The sequence below is a fragment of the Paenibacillus sp. S33 genome (genome assembly GCF_053615415.1).
The window spans coordinates 5,081,111-5,101,032 of record NZ_JBSIEZ010000001.1; the positions used below are offsets into that span (position 1 = coordinate 5,081,111).

The following is a 19,922-nucleotide window of genomic DNA, read 5'->3' on the forward strand; positions in this document are numbered from 1 at the left end:
GTTTGGATCACATACTGGTAATAAAATTTATCGCCATATACATTGCCAGGCCTAAAATAATCAGTGCCGATATTTTGTTGAGCACAGTCCCAAACTTCCCTTCTGAATCCATACGTCCCACGAGACGCCCTGCCGTTGCCAGACCGATAAACCATATCCAAGATACGGACACGGCGGCCAGACCAAAGGCCCAGCGTTCCCCGCCGTCATATTGGAGGGAGCTGGTTCCAATTACGCCAACCGTGTCGAGTATGGCATGTGGATTCAATAGCGATACCGAAGCGGCAAAAATCATCTGGCGTTTCGGCCGCATCGCCTGACTTTCTCCCGAGGAAGCTGCCTTCGATCTCCATAAAGTCCAGGCCATATACAGCAGAAACAAACAGCCCGCCGCATAGAGTACGTTCGTGAGCCATAGAAATTGCTGCAAAATAAGAGACACGCCCCCAACCGCAAGCGTGATCAGGATTGTATCACAGACACCCGCTGTAATGACAGCAGGCAGTGCATTGCGAAACCGCGACTGGGACGCCCCCTGATTAAATACAAATACATTTTGTACCCCCAAAGGCAAAATCAATCCCAATGCCAATAAAACAGCATGGATAATAGCTTCCAGCATAATTATATTCCCCCAAATTTAGTCCATCATATTTCTCTAGTATTTGCTCTCCTAAATAGTCCTCGCGCAGGAAGCTTGTACGTTTCTAATCCTCTCGTATTTCCTTTAAATTCTTCACGTTCTGCGTGTTCTGTTGTACACTATGCTTCAACTGCTCTAACGCAAGCTCGTAGTCCCGCGGATTATTCATATTGAACGCGGCCTTATGCCACATGTCTTCACTCACCCGCGGCAAATCCTCTACCGTCGCATAACGAACGTTCAGCTTGTTCAACCAATCGGTGAGACGAAGCTGTCTATTGCGCAAACATTCCTCGGCAGACGGCAGCACGCTCCGATGGTACACAGCCAGCAACGGATGTATACGTCCATCCATAGAAGGTATTACTGCTTGCAATGTTGGTTCCGTCGTTCCATGCAACTCCGTCCATTTCTCAGTTACAACGAGCAGGTCTTGCAGCACCTCTAGCTGTATAAAAGGCATATCACAAGCGACAACCATTCCCCACTCCGTAGTAGATGCAGATAATCCCGCATGAATACCGCTTAGGGGTCCCATACCTGGAAAAACATCAGACACAGTTTCCATACCACTCAGACCATATCCTTGGTTGTCACGAGTGACTATTACAACCCGCTGGGCAACCTGCTGCAATGTAGTATACGTCCGTTCAAGCATAGTGGCTCCATTGATCTCAAGCAAAGCCTTATCCTGTCCCATTCGGCTGGAACGTCCTCCTGCGACGATAATACCAGTCACTTTCATAAATAAATCCTCCTTTTTTTTCAGAAAACAATTGCAAATATGCATATGAATTTTTGAACAAAATTTAATTATTACATAATTGTTAATTTATTGGTTTGTTAACCCTTTCAACACATGATACATTGGAATAAAGAACCTCCCCACAGATCGGCATCGATGCGCAGTTCTCTATCGGGCTAAGAAAGGAATGGCTTGTCTTGCAAAAGAGAGAAATTCAAGAGACTCCTCTATATTCCTTAAAACTGTATAATTTTTTTCTATATGGAGCTATGGTCATTTTCTCCAGCTTCTTCCCGTTGTATCTGCAAGATATCGGCATGGACAAGCTGGAGATCGGGAGTCTGATGGCCATCGGGCCTTTTGTATCCGTATTTGCGAACCCTTTTTGGGGCTATACAAGCGACCGGAGCCGTAACCTCCGACGTATTCTGCTATTTATGATTATAGGTACCTTGTTATTGCTACAAGCTTTGTTTCATGTCCATACGTATATCATGATTTATGTGTCGATGATTGGTTTTTATTTTTTCCAAAGCCCTTTATTTGCGCAAAGCAACAGCCTGATTCTCAGTTATATTGAGGGCACAGACCGGAAATTTGGTGCATTCCGTATATGGGGCTCTTTCGGTTGGGCAGTGACAGCAGCAGTTGCCGGCATAGTTATTGACCAAACGGGGATATCCAGCATATCCACCATCTTTACGGTACTTCTTCTGGCTGCTTTGATCTGCACCTTGTCGATTCCACCACTGAAAAGCACTGTGGAGACAGCAACCATCCATTTACGCGGCTTTGGCAGTGTTTTAATGAACGGATACTTTATATCCTTTATTTTATTGGGCATCCTTGTATCCATCCCGAATTCGATCAACAGCGCCTTTATGTCCCTGTACATCACCGAGCTGGGTGGGTCCAAACAGATGCTTGGTTTTGCTGTTTTTATGTCATCGGTATTCGAAATTATTGTATTTTTGCTGTTTGATCGCTTCTTGAAGAAAAGAATGACTGTGATGGTTGGCTGTTTGGCACTCGTCAGTTTGCTGTTTGCCTTACGTTGGGAACTGATGGCTCTGGCCACAGACCCGATTCAGATTGTGTTCATTCAGGCACTTCATTGCGTCACCTTCGGTGGATACTTCTATGTAGGCACCCAGTTGACCGTCCTATTTACCCCTGCAGCATACCGATCATCCGGACAGGCCGTATATACCTTGACCTGGAGTGGTATATCCGGTATCGTAGCAGGTTTTGCGGGAGGATGGCTATTCCAGAACTTTGGTGGAGAAATGATGTACCATGCAGGGGTGTTCTTCGCCCTACTTGGATCTGCGGGATTCGCTATCATGTGGTATATGCTGTACAAGAACGGTTATCAGCCAGGACTGCCAGCGGGCACAAACGAATAGAAGAAGCCCCTTAACAACACTAGAGGAATGAGCTATCCTCCCTTCTGGCTCGTTAGCAAAGACAATAGAGTATCGTCAAGTCAATGATCATGTATAAAGAGTGTGCATGCGTAAAATAAAGGAGTCTGCCGACGGCAGACTCCTTTTCAACTTGGTCGCACGAAGCTACCATCTCTCCCACACTTTCCACCAGCCTATTGCTTAGGCAATTGGAAAGAGCTTTTCAACGATACAACACGGTTAAATACAGGCTTACCCGGTTGGGAAAGCTTCGGATCGACACTGAAATAACCATGACGGAAAAATTGGAACTTGTCCTGTGATTGAGCTTCTTTCATGTTCGGCTCGACATAACCATGAGCAATTTCTAAAGAGTTCGGGTTCAATTGGTCAAGGAATGTTTTTTCCGATGCATCCTCTTCAATCTCTTCCGTGTTCTCTGCGTTAATCAAAGGCTCATACAAACGGAATTCGGCAGGTACAGCCTGAGTAGCCTCTACCCAGTGGATCGTGCCTTTCACTTTACGTCCAGTAAAGCCTGATCCGCTCTTGGTTTCTATATCATAGGTACAGTGGATTTCCGTTACATTTCCGTCTGCGTCCTTAATCACATCGTTACATTTAATAAAGTAGGCATGCTTGAGACGTACTTCATTACCAGGGAACAAACGGAAGTATTTGCTTGGCGGATTTTCCATGAAGTCCTCACGCTCGATATAAATCTCACGGGAAAACGGTATTTGACGTGTACCGAGTTCCGGATTTTCAGTATTGTTTTCCGCCTCCAGCATTTCAACTTGTCCTTCAGGATAGTTTGTGATAACCACCTTCAACGGATCTATGACTGCCATGGTGCGGGGTGCCTTAAGCTTCAAATCCTCACGTACAAAATGCTCCAGTACCTGCAAATCGATGACTCCGTAGGCTTTGGAAATGCCTGTCTCATATACGAAGCTGCGGATGGCTTCCGGCGTGTAGCCGCGACGACGTAAACCGGAAATCGTCGGCATACGCGGATCATCCCAACCATCTACGTGCTTTTCATCGACCAGAAGCTTGAGCTTACGCTTGCTGGTTACGGTTTGAGCCAGGTTCAGCCGTCCAAATTCGTATTGGTGCGGTACCTTTTCCATCTCACATTCAGCTACAACCCAATCATACAGCGGGCGCTGATCTTCGAATTCCAGCGAACAGAGTGAGTGCGTTACTCCCTCAATCGCATCTTCCAGCGGATGAGCATAGGAGTACATTGGATAGATACACCATGTGTCGCCTGTATTGTGATGTGCTGTGTGTGAAATGCGGTAAATAACCGGATCACGTAAATTAATATTTCCTGAAGCCATATCAATTTTGGCACGCAGCACCTTTTCACCATTTTGGTATTTGCCTGCACGCATCTCTTCAAACAGCTTCAGATTATCTTCCACACTGCGATCCCGATAAGGGCTATTTTGCCCCGGTTCGGTCAATGTGCCACGAGTTTCACGGATTTGGTCCGCGCTTTGATCATCCACGTAGGCTTTACCCTTTTGGATCAGCAGGATGGCACGCTTGTACATTTCTTCGAAATAATTGGAGGCAAAATGTTTTTCCTCCCATTCATAACCGAGCCACTTCACGTCCTCCTGAATGGAGTTCACGTATTCCGTGTCTTCCTTCGCCGGATTGGTGTCGTCAAAACGCAAATTTGTGCGTCCTCCGAATTCATCTCCCAACGAGAAATTGATCCAGATAGCTTTGGCATGTCCAATATGCAAATATCCGTTTGGTTCAGGCGGAAATCGTGTAACGACCTCCTTTACCTTACCCGTACGTAAATCCTCTTCAATAACATTTTTAATAAAATTGGGGGGAGTGATCGGCTTCTCCACGCTAATCAACCTTTCTTCCGTATAATCTGTGTAAAACCTGTTCCCTTAAATATACCCTTTCACACCGCATAACTCAATAAAATGAAAATCCTTATGCTCTCTTCAGCAAAAAAAGTGACAAGTTATGAAAAAGAGTTAACATTTTCGGCAAATAAATTCGTTATAGTGTATATATCTTTTATTTTGCCCGGAAAAGGAGACCCACCCGTGTTTAAGCTGCTCATTGTGATCCTGCTGTCTATGCTTTTGTCCTCTTCCGTCATGACTTCCGGCCATCCTTCATCGGACCCAGTGAACGAAACCGTACAATCTCGTCCGCTAGCCAGCGCTCCAGAAGACTCATCCGTCCGCTTATATGCCGTTAATCCGTCACAGGGATTATTCCAATCAGCTGTACTGGAAATCGGCCAGCAACGCCGCACATTCCGATGGTCAGGCTCGGCGGATATCTCCACCGCACCACAATTATTTTACAGGGATGTGAACGGGGATGGTGTCCGTGAAGCCGTCGTGATCCTCACGCGTGCCTCGGGAACGGGTGTCGAATTGCAGGAATTGCATATTGTTAACGCACGCACGATGGAAGAATATGCGGTCGAATCGGCAGTAGATGCTGTGTCCCAGCGCGTACATAGCTCAGTGGAGCTACGTGACCACAACCGCCAGGTTCATATTGCTGTCACGATTGATGGTGTTACACACACGATAAACCCTAAAGCATCCGTATTTTACGATGATCCAGCCCAATTTACAAAGTATCTCGATTTTAGCTCTGTCGTAATGTATGATGCTGAACAGCTTCCTCTGCAAGCCACTGTATCTGGCAGTGTATCCCCAACCGAATTTGTAGGGGATTTGGATCTAAAATATGTATACGAGCATGAACGGTTCCGGGTGGGACCTATTGAATTTGAAGCTTCCTCTCCCTTTTGACGACTCTCGCAGAATAAGGTAGCATGGGATTAAATGCTAGACTGGCTGGTTTAGCGATTTTCCGAGTGAAAGAGGGGATCAATCATGTTTACATATGCGTTGGACGAACGCACAGTCCTTCGGCCGCTCACCAAGGAGCATGTGCAGCCTCTGTTTGAGCTGATCGAAATGTCCCGTGACCGCCTGCGTCAATGGCTTCCATGGGTAGACTCTACCACGGAAATCAGCCACACAGAGCAGTTCGTGCAGGGCGCCTTGAAACAAGCCGCAGAGAACGGTAGTCTGACCGCCGGAATTTGGATAGACAACGAGCTTGCTGGCATCATCAGCTACCATGAGATCAATTGGACTCACCGCTCCGTTAGCATCGGATATTGGCTTGGACACGGGTACGAAGGACAAGGTCTAATGACTAGCGCCTGCCGCGTATTCGTTGAATATGCTTTGATGGAGCTGGACTTGCATCGGGTCGAAATCCGTTGCGCAACTACGAACCGCCGCAGCCGCGGTATTCCAGAACGTTTGGGCTTTGTGCTCGAAGGCATTGTACGCGAAGCGGAATTGCTGCCCGACGGCTACATGAACCACGCAGTGTACGGTATGCTCCAAAATGAATGGAAGCAACTACGGTAATATTGTATTGTACAACAACGCCGCAGACCTGATCAGGTCTGCGGCGTTGTTGGTTTAGGCCGGGCATACAACGAATTGCTGTCTGTAGCCTCCCGCCTATTTTAAGAAATAGGCCATTAACACATCATCTACGAATTGGCCTGCTATGTAAAACTCCTCATGCAAACGTCCTTCAATCGCGAAACCGCTTTTTTCATAAAACATAAGGGCTTCCGTGTTGCATGAGAGTACACGCAAACTCAACTTACGTATGCCCTCCGCAGCTGCAATGTCCTTCATGGAGTTCATGAGGGCCGTCCCAATACCTTTGCGATGATAAGCTGGATGTACAGCTATATTTATTTCGAGTACATGACAGTTACTAGCCAACAGCGTTGGAGGACGAAATCCAATATAGCCGCAGAGTACTTCCTGTTCGATGGCAACCAGTTGAGAGCCTGGAGGCGTATTGCGCAGAAACTCTCCACGCGACTTCCAAGACAATGAAGCGGGAGCCGTGCGTTCATTCCATACCAATTCATCCAGCGCGATCAGATCAGGAGCATCCTTCATCTCCGAATGACGTATCGTCAAGGGTTGACTTGTAAACAATTCCTTTCAATCCTTCCTGTGAAGGCTTTCCTGAAGCAATAACTACAACCATCCGTCACTATTGTACCATAATCACAGCATATTACTGCACTTTTATTAGGACTTAAGAACTGGGAGCATCCACCTTGGACGTCGTAGTATCCAAAGTATCCGAATGATGCCGGAAACGGTTCAACCAGCTATGCAAGACGAAAAACAGGATCGACAACACCGCTACGCCTGATGCCAGCCAAAGTGTAGGCGGTAACCCACCGCCATCATACAACTTCCCCATAATATAAGGCCCCATTACCCGTCCGGCTGCGCCAATGCCCCCCACAAGCCCAATGTAAAAGGGTGCACCCCGACCTCCATGATCAGACAGGAATGCTGGAACGGCAGGTGCAATCAGCATTTCTCCCAGGGTCGCCAGAACCATAGCGAATATCATTCCAGTATAGTTCTGTGTGCCCAGCATGACAATATAAGCCGCCAAATAAAATCCTCCGGCCCATGTCATTTGCGCTGAAGCGTGATGAGCGTACAGTCGTTTTATCCAAAAAATAATGGGTTGTGCGGCAAAAATAAGGATACCATTCAGTGTCCATAGTAATCCATACATCGTTTTAGGCAAGCCCTGCTCAATAATATGGGGAGACACTCCTGTATTCCAGATCGAATTCCCGAACCATAAAAAAAGCGAACCTAACCCCACAAAGAGATACAGTCTGGTATCACGAAACAGCAATCGAGCTGGTATTTCCTCTCTTTTTTTCACGGACTTACTGAGCTGCACTTCTCCCTCTTCCCGATCCACCCTGCTTAGATAAGACCAGAAGAACCCGGCAAATACCGCAGAAGTCACTCCGTTCATCACAAAGCTGAGCTGATAGGAAAGGTCAGCCAGAACGCCACTCAATCCCGTACCCACTGCAACCCCAATATTGTTAGCGACATAAATAATATTAAACAGCTCACCACGACGGTCAGCAAAACGAAAACCTACAAAGGCCTGAATCGCAGGCACAGATACGACATTAAAAAAGCCGATAAAGCCCATCATGATGACAAACGCTACCCAATGACCACTGGTAAATGGAAGCGCGAGAAGTCCCAGCGCGTTCATCGCGAGTGAGCCAACAATCAGTTTTTTGGCTCCAATACGGTGATAGAGGGCTCCGCCCAGCACTTGACCAAAAATTCCGCCCAGAGATTGCACTAAAATCGCAATCCCTGCATCTCCCATACTACGGTTTAGCTCGTCAAACACATACATGCTAACCAACGGCCACATCAGGGAACTTCCAGCGGAATTAATCAGACTAGCAACGAGAAACACTTTCACTTCTTTCGGATAAGACTCCAACCATTTCATATCTTTTGTTTCTCCTTTTGCATCTGACGCCATAAAAGGCATTATCTCATTGGCGCTTCACATTCACCACCGTTGAGAAGAAAGTAGCCCCCTGTCCCATATCCGACAGTCGATCAGAGGTTAACACATTGGCACGCTGTCTGCGTCCTTTGCCTTCCCACCATAATCCCTGACTAATCACTGTACCGGGCAGCATTAGATCGGTGACTTTCGCTTTCAGCTCATACGTCCCCCGATCATTCCATACGGTAACCGGGTCCCCATCCGCGATGTCCCTTGTCTGAGCATCCTCCGGGTGAATTTGTAGCAAGGGCTCCCGCTCCAGTCGCTGATGCTTGGGCAAGTTAGCAAAAGTAGAATTCAGAAAATTATGGTTTGGCGATGAAATAAACATTAATGGATACCGCTCGTCCGCTTGCGGTCGATGCTCTCCGTCGTACCCTTCAATCAGCGGCACATAAGAAGGCATCGCGGGCAGACCTGCCTGTTTCATTTTTTCCGAATACAACTCAATCTTGCCTGAAGGCGTGGTTAAACGATCCAAATAAGTAGCCTTTGGCGTCATATCGAGCTTTACAAAAGGTGACCTCTTTAAGGCTTCCAAGGTTACACCGTTGAGATAAGGGTTCGTTGGATTATCAAGCGCACCTGCAATCATGTCCTCTTCACTTTCCGTAAAGGCAGCTTCGTCAAAGCCCATAGCCCGTCCGAGCAGGCTAAACAGCTCATAATTGCTTTTGCTTTCCCCGAGTGGAGCAATGACGGGTTCCTGCATCTGAACATAGTGATGCCAGTAGGATTTATATAGGTCTGTACCTTCAAAGGAAGACGCTGCAGGCAGCACAATATCGGCATAACGGGCCGTATCCGTAAGAAACAGGTCATGAACGACTGTGAACAAATCCTCTCGTCCAAATCCTTCAGTCACCCGTTCCGAATCGGGGGCTACAACTACGGGGTTACTGCAGTATACGAATAACGCCTTAATCGGCTGTTCCTTCTGTAGCAGCGCTTCTCCGATCCGGTTCATGTTGATCACCCGGGCATCCGGATTCTGTCGCAGATCAGGACGCGCCAGATTGGCGCCGTTAAACTTGCCATAAGCGCCATTAGAGCGTGACGCTCCCCCGCCGTGCTTCAGCCATTGTCCAGTGAGCGCAGGCAAGCATGTAACCGCACGTACGTTCATACCGCCATTATCATGATGCTGAAGCCCATTGCCGATATTGATATACGCTGCTCGCGCAGTTCCGTACATTTCCGCCAAACGGATGATATCCGCTTCCGGTACGCCGGTAATCCGCGAAACTCGCTCTGGTGTATATGTCTTAACATGCTCGCGCAGTTCCTCATGGCCTACCGTGTAGCGATGTAAAAATTCGTCGTCCGTCAGTCCCTGAGCGAACAGCACATTCATAACACCCAGCGCGAGCGCCGTATCCGTCCCCGGATATAACGGAATGAACCAATCCGCCCATTGCGCCGTCCGGTTGCGATGAACGTCAATAACGACCACCTTAGCACCTTTTTTACGTGCTTTCTCAGCCAAAACGACCTGATGCATGTTCGTGCTAATGACATTTCCACCCCACACAATAATGAGGTCTGCATCCTCCGTGTCCTCCGGGCTGGTGCCGCCCTTAAAACCCATAACGGACGCCCAGCCTTCATTCCCTGCCACGCTACATATCGTCTGATCCAGTTGGCTTGAACCCAGCGCATTAAAAAATCGGCGGTCCATTCCATCCACACTCAATACGCCCATATTGCCATAAAAGCTGTAGGGGAGAATAGATTCCGGTCCGTCCATACGTATCAGCTCCTTGAACCGACCTGTAATGGTATCGACTGCCTCCTCCCAGCTAATACGTTCAAATTTCCCTTCTCCTTTGGGGCCTATACGTTTCAACGGATAGAGCACCCGATCAGGATCATATACCCGCTCCGTCATATTGCGAACTTTGTTACAAATAGCCCCTTTGGTAATAGGATGATCCGGGTTCCCAGTCACCTTGACTATCTTTCCACTTTCCTTGTGAAGCAGGAGCCCACACGTATCCGGGCAATCTAACGGGCATACAGCCGGAAAAATTCCGTCCTGCTGCTCCGTCATCCGCTGTCCCCTTTGTAAGTCTTGTTGAAGCGTGGCCTCAGGAGGCGCGCTATTGCGATGATCCATAGTGTTGATGCTCCTTTCCGTTACCGTTTCCAAAAATTACACTGATCTTATCATATCCACAGCTTTGGCCTATGGCAAGAGAAGGATTTTCCCACACAGCCGCTCTCCAAAATATTAAAAAAATCCGTCTGCTGCATAGAGCAAAACGGATTTTTTTAGAATCATAATTTTTTTTCAACATCCTGTTTCATCACATCTTACCGAGGGTAAAAGAGATCAAGGCATTATGGGACGAGAGCACACTCATCCTCCATGCCAAATCATGGACCACTCCCAAAAAAATCCGCCATGACAGGTTTCGTTCCCCCGGGCCTGTCATGGCGGATTTGCTTTGTTCATTGCTGTTTAAAGTACCGTAATTAAGCAGGATCACTCAACGGATTTGATGTGCAACCGAAGAAGTAGTTGGAGATTCATTCACTGGATGTGCGTTGGTTTGAGGCTTTTTCAAATAGGCCAACCAGTAGGCTCCAGCCACAAACAGGCTACCTCCTACCAAATTTCCCAGCCAGACCGGAATGAAGTTCATAACATAATCTGCCCACGAAAAGTGGCCTGCAAAAATAGCCGCCGGAATGAGAAACATATTGGCAACAACGTGCTGAAATCCAATAGCGACAAAGGCCATTGTTGGAAACCAAATGCCCATAATTTTGCCACCGATAGAGTCTGTGCTATATGCCAGCCATACAGCCAGTGCTACGAGCCAGTTACATCCTATACCCGATATAAAAGACTGCAAAAAGCTTTCATGTAGCTTATGTCCTGCCATATCCACCACTTTGTCCAGATAAGGGCCCGTTTCTGTCAAACCCAGCACATGCCCAAAGAAAAATGCAACGAATAACGCACCTGCAAAATTACTGAGCGTAATAATCGCCAAGTTACGAAGCAAGGCTCCTGTCTTAATCCGTCCTGCCCATCTCGCCAAAGGGACCGCCATCATATTGCCGGTCAGCAATTCTCCGCCGGCGATCAAAACTAATACCAGACCTACGGGGAACACCGCAGCTCCAATAAAGGTGGCAATGCTTCCCCATTCTTTAGGCGCACTTGCAATAACACGTATATCCAGCAAAAAACCGAGTGCAATAAATGCACCTGCCAAAAATCCCAGTACCACCGCCACAGTCCACGGGTTGTTCGCCTTGGCCACTCCTGTTTCCACCGTCTTTTCAGCAATTTGCCCCGGTTTATAGCTCGCCATATGTCCCCGCTCCTTTAATATCTTTTTACTAAAATATTCTTCTTTCATATTTTATTTAAAATCAGTGATTATGTTTGTGAAAAAAATCACTTTCTCAACTATAAAAAAAACAGCCCTTGGAAAAAGGACTGTCTTTCTGTATTATTACATCTACTGCGCTACTACGCGCTTTACATTTAGTTGTATTCTTCCTTTTCAACTGCTCTCAAGAACCAAATAACTCCACCGAGGCCTACCAGGGCCACGACTACAAGAAAAAGGATATAAAACAAATCCATAAGCTACTTACCCCCTAATCCTTATGCTACTCTATATTGTACTATAAGGATTCGTCCGTACGTCTCAGATTGTTGACAAACTTATGAACAATGTCACAGACAAATCTAATTATACAGTAACTGGGTTCCGTTCGGATATTGTAGGCAATGCTTGCAAGCCTGCTGCATTCAGGAAATTCCAAGGCTTGTTATAATGCGGCTGGAAGAAGAAATCGACAAAGGCCAACTGGTCAATGGTCATATGATTTTGAATGGCTACGGATAGTGTGTTAATGGATTGCGTCAAATCCACCTTCGACATAATTTGAGCCCCCAAAATTCTTCGTGTCTCCTGCTCATATACCACTTTCAGTAATACCTTTTCGGAGGTTGGCATAAATTCAGGCCGGTAGCTGTCCTCAATGGTTACAGCTTCTACAGTCATGCCTTCGTCCGTTGCCGCCGCTTCCGTCAAGCCTGTTCCTGCGATATTGTCTTCGTAAATTTTGATACCCGAAGTTCCTTGGGTTCCCATGTAGGCAATCGTTGGTTGTACCAGATTACGTGCTACCAGCGTACCCATACGAACTGCGTTGGTTGCCAAAGGGATATAAGCCGTTTTACCTGTCGGATTATAGCGGATTGCACAACTATCACCTGCTGCAAACACGTCCGGGCAGCTACTTTGCATATAGTTATCCACAATGATCGCACCGTTAGGCAACATATCTACCTGACCTTTGAGCAGATCCGTTTGAGGTCGGAAACCGATGCAGAGAATAACAAGCTCTGTTTCATATTCTCCTTTAGAGGTCACGACTTTACTCACCTTACCGTTCGTACCCTCAAAACGACTCACCGTTTCGCCAAGTACCAGCTTAATGCCATGTTCCTTCAGGGAACTTTCAATCCGGTCTGTATACTCATGGTCCAAATACTTATTCAATATACGATCAGCACTGTCGATCAGCGTTACGTTTTTACCGTTCATTTGGAAAGCTTCTACCAGTTCAACACCAATGTATCCAGCCCCGACGACTGTAATGTTCTGTACGTGCTGGGCTTTCTCAATGATATCATTGGAATGATTATAGTTTTTACAGAGCAAAATATGATCAAGTTCAATGCCCTCCAGCTTTGGAATAATGGGCCATGATCCTGTGGTCACAATCAATTTATCAAATGTGTCTGTAAATTCTTCACCTGTTTGGAGATTACGTGCATGCAGCGTCTTGCCTGCCGTATCCACACTCGTTACCTCGTGAAGCATCTTGGTCACTACACCCAAGTCAGACAGTTGATCTGGAGACGAATAAAACAGGCCGTGTGGATCTTTAACGACACCACCTACATACAGGGCAATACCACAAGATAAAAATGAAATATTATCATTACGCTCGTAAACGGTAATTTCTGCATCTGGATAACATTTAGCTGTGTTGACGATAGCTGCCGTGCCTGCGTGTGTACATCCGATAACTGCTACTTTCATGTAAAATTCCTCCTTGGTGTGTGGGCATAAAATGTATAATAATTGTGAATAGTTTCACGTAAACAGCTCGTTTGCGTTTGTGATTTATTTCACTTCATGCGCTTATTATAGTGTGATATTTTTCACATTACAATAGCTTTTCGTGATATTCACAATTTGTCCACATTTAAAAAAGAAAGGATATACAAAATCAACGGTTTGCTGAAATATTTTTTTGCTCCATTCAGTTTTCCCTGTAAGCCCCCTGATTATGCCCTTGGAATCGACTTTCACATGATGCGCCCCCCTTAAACAAATGCACATGTAGAGAACAAAAAAAGGTCCGTTTCCCGGAGACACGCAGGAAATCAGACCTTTTTAAACATATACTTTGGAGTTAAGGCAAAGCTACTATAACAATTGCTCAATGGCTGCTTTCATCGCTTCTGGTGACTCCTTCGGTTCAAAACGACCCACAGGTACACCTTCACGATTCACAATGAATTTCGTGAAATTCCACTGAATTGTTCCATCTTCCTGTTCTCCAGGCTGTTGCTTTTTCAAATATTCAAACAGAGGCGCTGTATCCGGTCCGTTGACGTCCACTTTGGCGAATACCGGGAAACTAACCCCGTAATTCAGTTGGCAAAATTCAGCCGCTTCCTCGCTGCTGCCCGGCTCCTGACCGCCAAATTGGTTGCAAGGAAAGCCTAATACAACTAATCCCCGATCCTTATATTCATCATAAAGCTTTTGCAAATCCCCATATTGCGGGGTAAGTCCACATTTACTGGCGGTATTCGCAATAACCAGCACCTTACCGGTGTAAGTATCCAGAGAAACCTCCTGATTCGCTGGTGTTACGGCATTATGTGAATAAACAGACATACAGCATCCTCCTTCGTGTCGCTTGGTTTAGGTTACATAACCTATTTTAACCAAAACGTGACGGACATGCCAACATCCGCAGATCCTTTACCGTGATGCCATCACTTCGAGTCTGCGTTGTTCACGTTCGGAAGCGGACATTTTTGGGCAAGCATAACAATACCGCTGGCCTCCACCTGTCTTGTAATATTGGCAACAGGACGGTTTCATGTAGGTATTTTCACCGGGGCGGTAAGGATTGTCCAATTCAATAAGACGAACCGTAAACGGATTTCTTTTACGCCCGAATACCGCTCCCTTCAGCTCACGTGTCACATAAATATAATCTTGTTCAAAGCGCTCCACATCCTGAGGATCAGTCAACGATGGCTGTACTCTATCCTTAAAATACAGCAATGTCAACGGAAACTGTCCCCACATTTGCCCAATAGATGCGCTTCCCACTGCAGCTATTGCCTCCATTATGGGCCGCATCTGCAAACTGTAAAAGTCACGTAACACTTGCTGAGCCTGTTCGGAAGAATGGTCATCCCCATTGTTCCGCGTATTGTCCAGCTCTGTGAGGTCGATGACCTGGAGGCTAATAGAGGGATATTGACCTTCATAACAAATATGAAATCTGAGATTAGATACGGACAGATCCAAACGGCGTTCACACAGTGACACCATAAAATGCTGTGCAAACACGAGACCACGCAACTGGTTCACAAAATAAACGGCTGCGGTTAAATCGTCTTCAGCACGCAGAAGATCGCCGTAATACTCCATCACAGAACGGATCTTCTCTGGTTCAAGCCATTCGGCCACTGGTCCGGAATATACTGCATCTTCCGGCGTGACTCTCACTATTTTCCCTAGTTGCTCAAGCTGATCGTAATCCAGTGGTTTCATGGTATGTCCTCTTTAACCTCTTGCCGCTACTTGTGCTCTAGCATCACGCCGCTCAGCAACAGAACCTACGAGTTTCTTATCTTCCACATTCATTTCTTTTACTGCTTGGCTCACCGCAGGCTGTCCAGCCAAAGCATACGGAAGACAGAGCGGTACACCCGTACGAGGATCTGTTACAATATCCGCCTCGATCCCGAACACCTCACGCAGCACATCAGGGGACATAACCTCTGTTGGAGTTCCTACCGCCTCGGCCTTCCCTTTTTTGATTGCAATCATATGCTGAGCATATCGGGCGGCATGGTTTAAATCATGCACGACCATAACAATGGTGCGCTTCTCCGAAGTATTTAGATACTCTAGCAAATGCAGCACTTCCAGTTGATGTGCCATATCTAAAAATGTCGTCGGCTCATCCAGAAACAAAATATCCGTATCCTGCGCAAGCGCCATAGCAATCCAGGCACGCTGACGCTGACCGCCAGAAAGCTGATCAATCGGACGATCGTGGAACTCGCTCATTCCCGTTACTTGAATGGCCCACTCCACCATTTTGCGATCTTCCGCTTTCATAGAACCAAAACCTTTTTGATAGGGGAAACGTCCGTAAGATACCAGTTCCGTCACGGTTAATCCTTCCGGTGCAGTCGGATTTTGTGGCAAAATAGCCAGCTGCTTAGCTACTTCCCGGGTGGATTGCTTATGAATGGATTTACCGTCAAGCAGAACACTGCCGCCCTTAGGATTCATGATGCGAGCCATCGTCTTCAGAATGGTGGACTTGCCAGAACCATTTGCGCCCACCAAGGCTGTGATTTTCCCTTGCGGTATTTCTACGTTCAGATCTTCTACAATCAATCGATCTTCATAAGCAATATCCAGATTTGCCGTTTTCAGACGAAACATTTGGAATCATCCCTTTCCCTTATCCAATATATATAGTCACGGGCTTAACGCACGACTTTCATCAAAACTTCATTCTATCTTTATATAATAAAGATATTGATAATCATTATCAAGTGTTAACTGGTTTATTTCCTATATCATACAGTGCATATCATCCAATATTCCCTCAAAAAATTCAAAAAAAGATCACAGCTCCTCGAAGCTGTGATCTCAGGCTGTCGAGAAACCCCCTGTTTTTTTAATGAGGTTTAAAATGGTCATTTTGATCAATTAAAAATGGGTCCTCAGATCGTTTTAAATCGATTTTTGTTTTAAAAGTTGAGTCTCCCCAAATAAAAAATAAAGTGCCGGAAAGTCCTTTGGACTTTCTCGACACTCTGAGATCACAGCTCCTCGAAGCTGTGATCTTTTAAATACGGCGAATCGCATTATGACTGTACAGAAGACAGTCCAAATGCTTCAGCCATGAGACGTATAGAATTCATTTTGGCATCAAAGTCGTGAATAATGCTCGCAACCATGATCTCCTGTGCATTATAGTCCTTACTTAATCGCTCAATCTGACGCTTCACCTGTTCGGGCGAACCGACCACCATACGTTTGCGATTCTCACGAATCCGCATCCGGTCAAACGGCGTATACGGATACGCCAGTGCCTTTTCGACGGAAGGTGTTCCAGCGGAGCGCATTCCCTGCTCTAATAGAACAAGAGACAAGTCCATACTGGAAGCCAACCGATTCGCCTCCTCTTCGGTATCCGCACAGATCGCAAATACGGCAACAAGTGAACGTGGTTGGTCACTATGCTGGGAAGGGTGGAAGCTTTCCTGGTATTCCTTCATAGCCCCTGTGCCGCCTTCACCATTAATGAACTGCGCAAACGCAAAGCCCACGCCACGCTCGGCTGCCAGACCTGCGCTATCACCACTGGAGCCGAGCAACCACATTTCCGGTACAGTTTCTATAAGCGGCATCGCCTGTAGCGAACCGAAACGGTGATTATTGCCTGTGCTGTCATGTAAATAAGCTAACAGGTCATCCAACTGCTCAGGGTATAGATCTACACCACCTCGCATTTTGCCTTCTTGCAGGGCTCTGGTAGCAATGGGCATTCCTCCGGGCGCTCGTCCCAGACCTAAATCAATGCGTCCCGGATACAATCCCTCCAGCACACGGAAGTTTTCCGCTACTTTATAAGCGCTGTAATGGGGCAGCATCACACCACCCGACCCCACTCGAATGGTTGAGGTACGTGCGGCCAGATGTGAAATCAGTACCTCCGGACTGGAGCCTGCGAGATTTGCGGCAGAATGATGCTCTGATACCCAAAAGCGATGATAACCCAAGCGTTCCGCCTCTATAGCAAGCTCAGCGGTCTTTTGTAATGCCTGCGCATGCGTCATGCCTTCCGATACCGGAGATTGGTCAAGAATGCTGAGTTTTATCATAAAAGTCTGACCTTTCTATTTGGGAATAAGGATAGGCATTAATTATAGCACGCGTAGCCACAGTTACCCAAGAGGGGCCCATATCCATTTTATAGTGGAAAATTTTATTTTTCGTAAAGACTTGCGTTCCCTTTATCCGCCTCATAGAGATGCGAACGTTTTTTAAAGAAACTATACAAATGTGTAACGATTACTTTCAAGACAGCATACCCCGGAACCGCCAGTACAATTCCCACCACACCAAACAAATTGCCTGCGGTCAGAATAACAAAGATAATCGTGATCGGATGTACCCGAAGAGATTTGCCCATAATTTGTGGAGAAATTAATTTACCCTCAATGAGCTGTACGACTGTCCACACGATAACCATCTTGAGCAGCATAATCGGTGAGGTGACCAAGGCTACAATTAACGCAGGTGTAATGGCAATGACGGGACCTAAGTAGGGGACAACGCTCGTAAAGGATGCAATGACTGCAAGCGTCAGAGAGTAGTCTAATCCAATGATTAGGTAACCAATATACAACAGCGCCCCAATACAGAAGCTGACAATAATCTGCCCACGAATATAGGAACTGACCTGATGATTCATCTCGGTCATAATGCGATCTGTTTCTTTACGAAACATAGGCGGGAGCATTTTCAGGATAAACTGTGGCAGCTTGTGTCCATCTTTTAGCAAGTAGAACAGAATAAATGGAACCGTGGCAATCGCAAGTACCGTTTCTGTAACCACGCCCAAAAAGCTGCCCACACCCGTCCATGCATTATTAATAAAGCTAGATAACTTTTCAGAAGCTTTGGAGGCCAGCTCAGATGGATTAATTTGAATGGTGTTCTGGAACTGGTTTACAAAATCGCTGCCGATCAGTTTCTCGAATTGTCGTTGTACTTGCTCGCTATAGGCAGGGAAATTCTGGATAAGCCCCTGTATTTGATCGCGGATTACAGGTACCACCGATGTAACCACAATCGCAATAACCCCTATAATAAGCAAAAACAGTACAACAATGGAGTATATTCGTTTCACCTTGTTACGCTCCAATACATCAACCAACGGGTTGAACAGATAGTACAACACGCCGGATAAAATGACAGGGAGAATTATCGTTTTTAACAGCACCATGACAGGTGTGAATATGTATGAAATTTTGGTAAGCACCAAGATATTCAAGCCGATCAGCAGCAGTACCAGCAGGAATAACACAAACTTGTTGTTCAGAAAAAACTTCTTGAATCGGTCTTTCCATGCCGGAGTTATTTCCACACCACATTCCCCTTCTCTTTACACAAATGAGTAGACGTTCTTCATAGATACGATATATTTTTGGAACAAAATATACAAGGTTATACCCAAATAAACACAAAAGCAAACAAAGTTGTACGTCATCGTACGAACTTCGCTTGCTTTCGAGGGTTATGGAGTATCATTTATCGTGGTTGCAGCATCCACCGTCGTGGTCACAGGTTTGTTCTCCTGTTCAAAAAGATTCTGTATGAAGCGCTTGAGCTTTCTTTCGTCTACACCCAACACCTGCGCACCCTTAATGGTTTCACCGCGTACCAATTCATTCGGCGGGATTTGCTGCTTCGCTACTGTTGTTGCATCGATATTAAAGCCCAATGAAGCCAATTGCAGCATTTCCGTAGTGCTGAGATTCGTTTCAATATAAGGAGAAATGCTATTTAAAATACTCGGCAGTTTAATTAGAGATGAGGTTGACTGAATTTTACCGCCAAGCTCGGTAATGAATTTGCGTTGCCGCTCCGTACGCGTAAAATCGGAAGTTGCATCATGACGGAAGCGTACATATTGCAAGGCTGTTTTACCGTCCATGTGCTGCATTCCCTTTTTCAAATCAATATCAAACTGGTGTTTATCTGCCTTGGAGGTATAGTGCATATCTTTTTCGACATCCAGGTCAATACCACCCACAGAATCAACCAGCGCAATAAAGCCATTAAAATCAGTATATACATAATATTGAATCGGTATCCCCAACAGGCCGCTCACGGTCTGTCTGGTCAAATCCGGTCCACCGTAGGAAAAAGCAGCATTCAATCGACTTTGCCCATGACCTGGGATATTGACGTACGTATCACGAAGAATCGACATAAGTGTAGCCTTTTTCGTAACCGGATCAATAGAAGCAACCATAACGGAGTCAGAACGCCCTGAATCCTCTCCACGGGAGTCGCCGCCTAGCAGCAGAATATTCACTCTTTCTGTCCCATCCCATTCCGGTGGGAGCGATACCTCTACAGGTTGTACATTGGTTTGAGTTTGTGCCTGGGGTTTGAATTTCGAATCCTGTCCGGAAGCAACCGAAATTTGATTCGTAAAATGATATATAGAATACGTATAATAACCGCCCACTAAAAGAACCGCCGCAGTCACAGAAATGCCTAACCATTTTAAATATTTTCGCATATTTTCGGGTAACCTCACTTTTATTCATCATCGTTCGGCTTTTAAAAGCATACCCTTCCTGCAA

General features: G+C 46.2%; 16 protein-coding genes and 1 pseudogene. 3 read left to right on the forward strand and 14 right to left on the reverse strand.

Annotated elements, in window-relative coordinates; translation table 11 throughout:
• Positions 1-7: 7 nt before the first annotated feature.
• Both ACWGXJ_RS23065 and mobA read right to left on the reverse strand, forming a co-directional pair.
• Entirely contained in the window at positions 8-622 is a 615-nt protein-coding gene (locus ACWGXJ_RS23065) for a LysE/ArgO family amino acid transporter (protein WP_039271593.1), read from the reverse strand.
• Positions 623-707: 85 nt separating this feature from the next.
• Entirely contained in the window at positions 708-1,388 is a 681-nt protein-coding gene (mobA, locus tag ACWGXJ_RS23070; RefSeq protein WP_039271594.1) for a molybdenum cofactor guanylyltransferase, read from the reverse strand.
• A gap of 197 nt (positions 1,389-1,585) precedes the next feature.
• On the opposite strand from mobA, the pseudogene ACWGXJ_RS23075 reads away from it, so the two are divergent.
• Positions 1,586-2,808 (forward strand): annotated as a pseudogene (locus tag ACWGXJ_RS23075) (MFS transporter).
• 180 nt (positions 2,809-2,988) lie between these two features.
• On the opposite strand, the gene ACWGXJ_RS23080 reads toward ACWGXJ_RS23075, so the two are convergent.
• Positions 2,989-4,668, reverse strand: a complete 1,680-nt coding sequence (locus tag ACWGXJ_RS23080) for a glutamine--tRNA ligase/YqeY domain fusion protein (protein ID WP_250266836.1) — start codon at positions 4,666-4,668, stop codon at positions 2,989-2,991.
• A gap of 207 nt (positions 4,669-4,875) precedes the next feature.
• Between ACWGXJ_RS23080 and ACWGXJ_RS23085 the strand changes: the two genes are divergently transcribed.
• Positions 4,876-5,601: a hypothetical protein gene (locus ACWGXJ_RS23085; RefSeq protein WP_039271598.1), complete on the forward strand. Its 726-nt coding sequence runs from the start codon at positions 4,876-4,878 to the stop codon at positions 5,599-5,601.
• 84 nt (positions 5,602-5,685) lie between these two features.
• On the forward strand, positions 5,686-6,234 hold the full coding sequence (locus ACWGXJ_RS23090) for a GNAT family N-acetyltransferase (RefSeq protein WP_028540721.1): 549 nt from the start codon (positions 5,686-5,688) through the stop codon (positions 6,232-6,234).
• A 96-nt stretch (positions 6,235-6,330) separates the two neighbouring features.
• Here the strand turns inward: ACWGXJ_RS23090 and ACWGXJ_RS23095 are convergent, their stop codons facing one another.
• The 11 genes from ACWGXJ_RS23095 to ACWGXJ_RS23145 form a co-directional block, all read right to left on the reverse strand.
• Positions 6,331-6,825, reverse strand: a complete 495-nt coding sequence (locus ACWGXJ_RS23095; protein WP_039271600.1) for a GNAT family N-acetyltransferase — start codon at positions 6,823-6,825, stop codon at positions 6,331-6,333.
• Between the two features lie 103 nt (positions 6,826-6,928).
• The gene (locus tag ACWGXJ_RS23100; protein WP_069290563.1) at positions 6,929-8,179 is read right to left on the reverse strand and encodes an MFS transporter; all 1,251 of its coding nucleotides are present in this window, start codon (positions 8,177-8,179) and stop codon (positions 6,929-6,931) included.
• 46 nt (positions 8,180-8,225) lie between these two features.
• Positions 8,226-10,358 carry a molybdopterin-containing oxidoreductase family protein gene (locus tag ACWGXJ_RS23105; RefSeq protein ID WP_452567661.1) on the reverse strand — a complete coding sequence of 711 codons (2,133 nt, stop codon included), beginning with the start codon at positions 10,356-10,358 and terminating at the stop codon, positions 8,226-8,228.
• A gap of 373 nt (positions 10,359-10,731) precedes the next feature.
• The gene (locus ACWGXJ_RS23110; protein WP_322172895.1) at positions 10,732-11,565 is read right to left on the reverse strand and encodes a formate/nitrite transporter family protein; all 834 of its coding nucleotides are present in this window, start codon (positions 11,563-11,565) and stop codon (positions 10,732-10,734) included.
• Between the two features lie 387 nt (positions 11,566-11,952).
• Positions 11,953-13,314, reverse strand: coding sequence for an FAD-dependent oxidoreductase (locus ACWGXJ_RS23115; RefSeq protein WP_069290565.1), 1,362 nt, complete (start codon positions 13,312-13,314; stop codon positions 11,953-11,955).
• Positions 13,315-13,704: 390 nt separating this feature from the next.
• A complete protein-coding gene (locus ACWGXJ_RS23120; protein WP_039271605.1) occupies positions 13,705-14,181 on the reverse strand; it encodes a glutathione peroxidase in 477 nt (158 codons plus the stop codon).
• An 87-nt stretch (positions 14,182-14,268) separates the two neighbouring features.
• A complete protein-coding gene (locus ACWGXJ_RS23125; RefSeq protein WP_061832021.1) occupies positions 14,269-15,072 on the reverse strand; it encodes a hypothetical protein in 804 nt (267 codons plus the stop codon).
• Positions 15,073-15,084: 12 nt separating this feature from the next.
• A complete protein-coding gene (locus ACWGXJ_RS23130; protein WP_039271609.1) occupies positions 15,085-15,978 on the reverse strand; it encodes an ABC transporter ATP-binding protein in 894 nt (297 codons plus the stop codon).
• Positions 15,979-16,406: 428 nt separating this feature from the next.
• On the reverse strand, positions 16,407-17,426 hold the full coding sequence (locus ACWGXJ_RS23135) for an LLM class flavin-dependent oxidoreductase (RefSeq protein ID WP_452567662.1): 1,020 nt from the start codon (positions 17,424-17,426) through the stop codon (positions 16,407-16,409).
• Between the two features lie 104 nt (positions 17,427-17,530).
• On the reverse strand, positions 17,531-18,694 hold the full coding sequence (locus ACWGXJ_RS23140) for an AI-2E family transporter (RefSeq protein ID WP_039271613.1): 1,164 nt from the start codon (positions 18,692-18,694) through the stop codon (positions 17,531-17,533).
• 150 nt (positions 18,695-18,844) lie between these two features.
• Complete coding sequence (locus ACWGXJ_RS23145; protein WP_452567663.1) at positions 18,845-19,858, reverse strand: LCP family protein; 1,014 nt, start codon at positions 19,856-19,858, stop codon at positions 18,845-18,847.
• Positions 19,859-19,922 lie beyond the last annotated feature (64 nt).

Bases quoted from the DNA above. Each gene is read 5' to 3' on its own strand.
- ACWGXJ_RS23065 (WP_039271593.1), bottom strand. From the start codon at position 622: ATGCTGGAAGCTATTATCCATGCTGTTTTATTGGCATTGGGATTGATT.
- ACWGXJ_RS23145 (WP_452567663.1), bottom strand. From the start codon at position 19,858: ATGCGAAAATATTTAAAATGGTTAGGCATTTCTGTGACTGCGGCGGTT.
- ACWGXJ_RS23090 (WP_028540721.1), top strand. From the start codon at position 5,686: ATGTTTACATATGCGTTGGACGAACGCACAGTCCTTCGGCCGCTCACC.
- ACWGXJ_RS23105 (WP_452567661.1), bottom strand. From the start codon at position 10,358: ATGGATCATCGCAATAGCGCGCCTCCTGAGGCCACGCTTCAACAAGAC.
- ACWGXJ_RS23120 (WP_039271605.1), bottom strand. From the start codon at position 14,181: ATGTCTGTTTATTCACATAATGCCGTAACACCAGCGAATCAGGAGGTT.
- ACWGXJ_RS23115 (WP_069290565.1), bottom strand. From the start codon at position 13,314: ATGAAAGTAGCAGTTATCGGATGTACACACGCAGGCACGGCAGCTATC.
- ACWGXJ_RS23125 (WP_061832021.1), bottom strand. From the start codon at position 15,072: ATGAAACCACTGGATTACGATCAGCTTGAGCAACTAGGGAAAATAGTG.
- ACWGXJ_RS23100 (WP_069290563.1), bottom strand. From the start codon at position 8,179: ATGAAATGGTTGGAGTCTTATCCGAAAGAAGTGAAAGTGTTTCTCGTT.
- ACWGXJ_RS23135 (WP_452567662.1), bottom strand. From the start codon at position 17,426: ATGATAAAACTCAGCATTCTTGACCAATCTCCGGTATCGGAAGGCATG.
- ACWGXJ_RS23110 (WP_322172895.1), bottom strand. From the start codon at position 11,565: ATGGCGAGCTATAAACCGGGGCAAATTGCTGAAAAGACGGTGGAAACA.
- ACWGXJ_RS23130 (WP_039271609.1), bottom strand. From the start codon at position 15,978: ATGTTTCGTCTGAAAACGGCAAATCTGGATATTGCTTATGAAGATCGA.
- mobA (WP_039271594.1), bottom strand. From the start codon at position 1,388: ATGAAAGTGACTGGTATTATCGTCGCAGGAGGACGTTCCAGCCGAATG.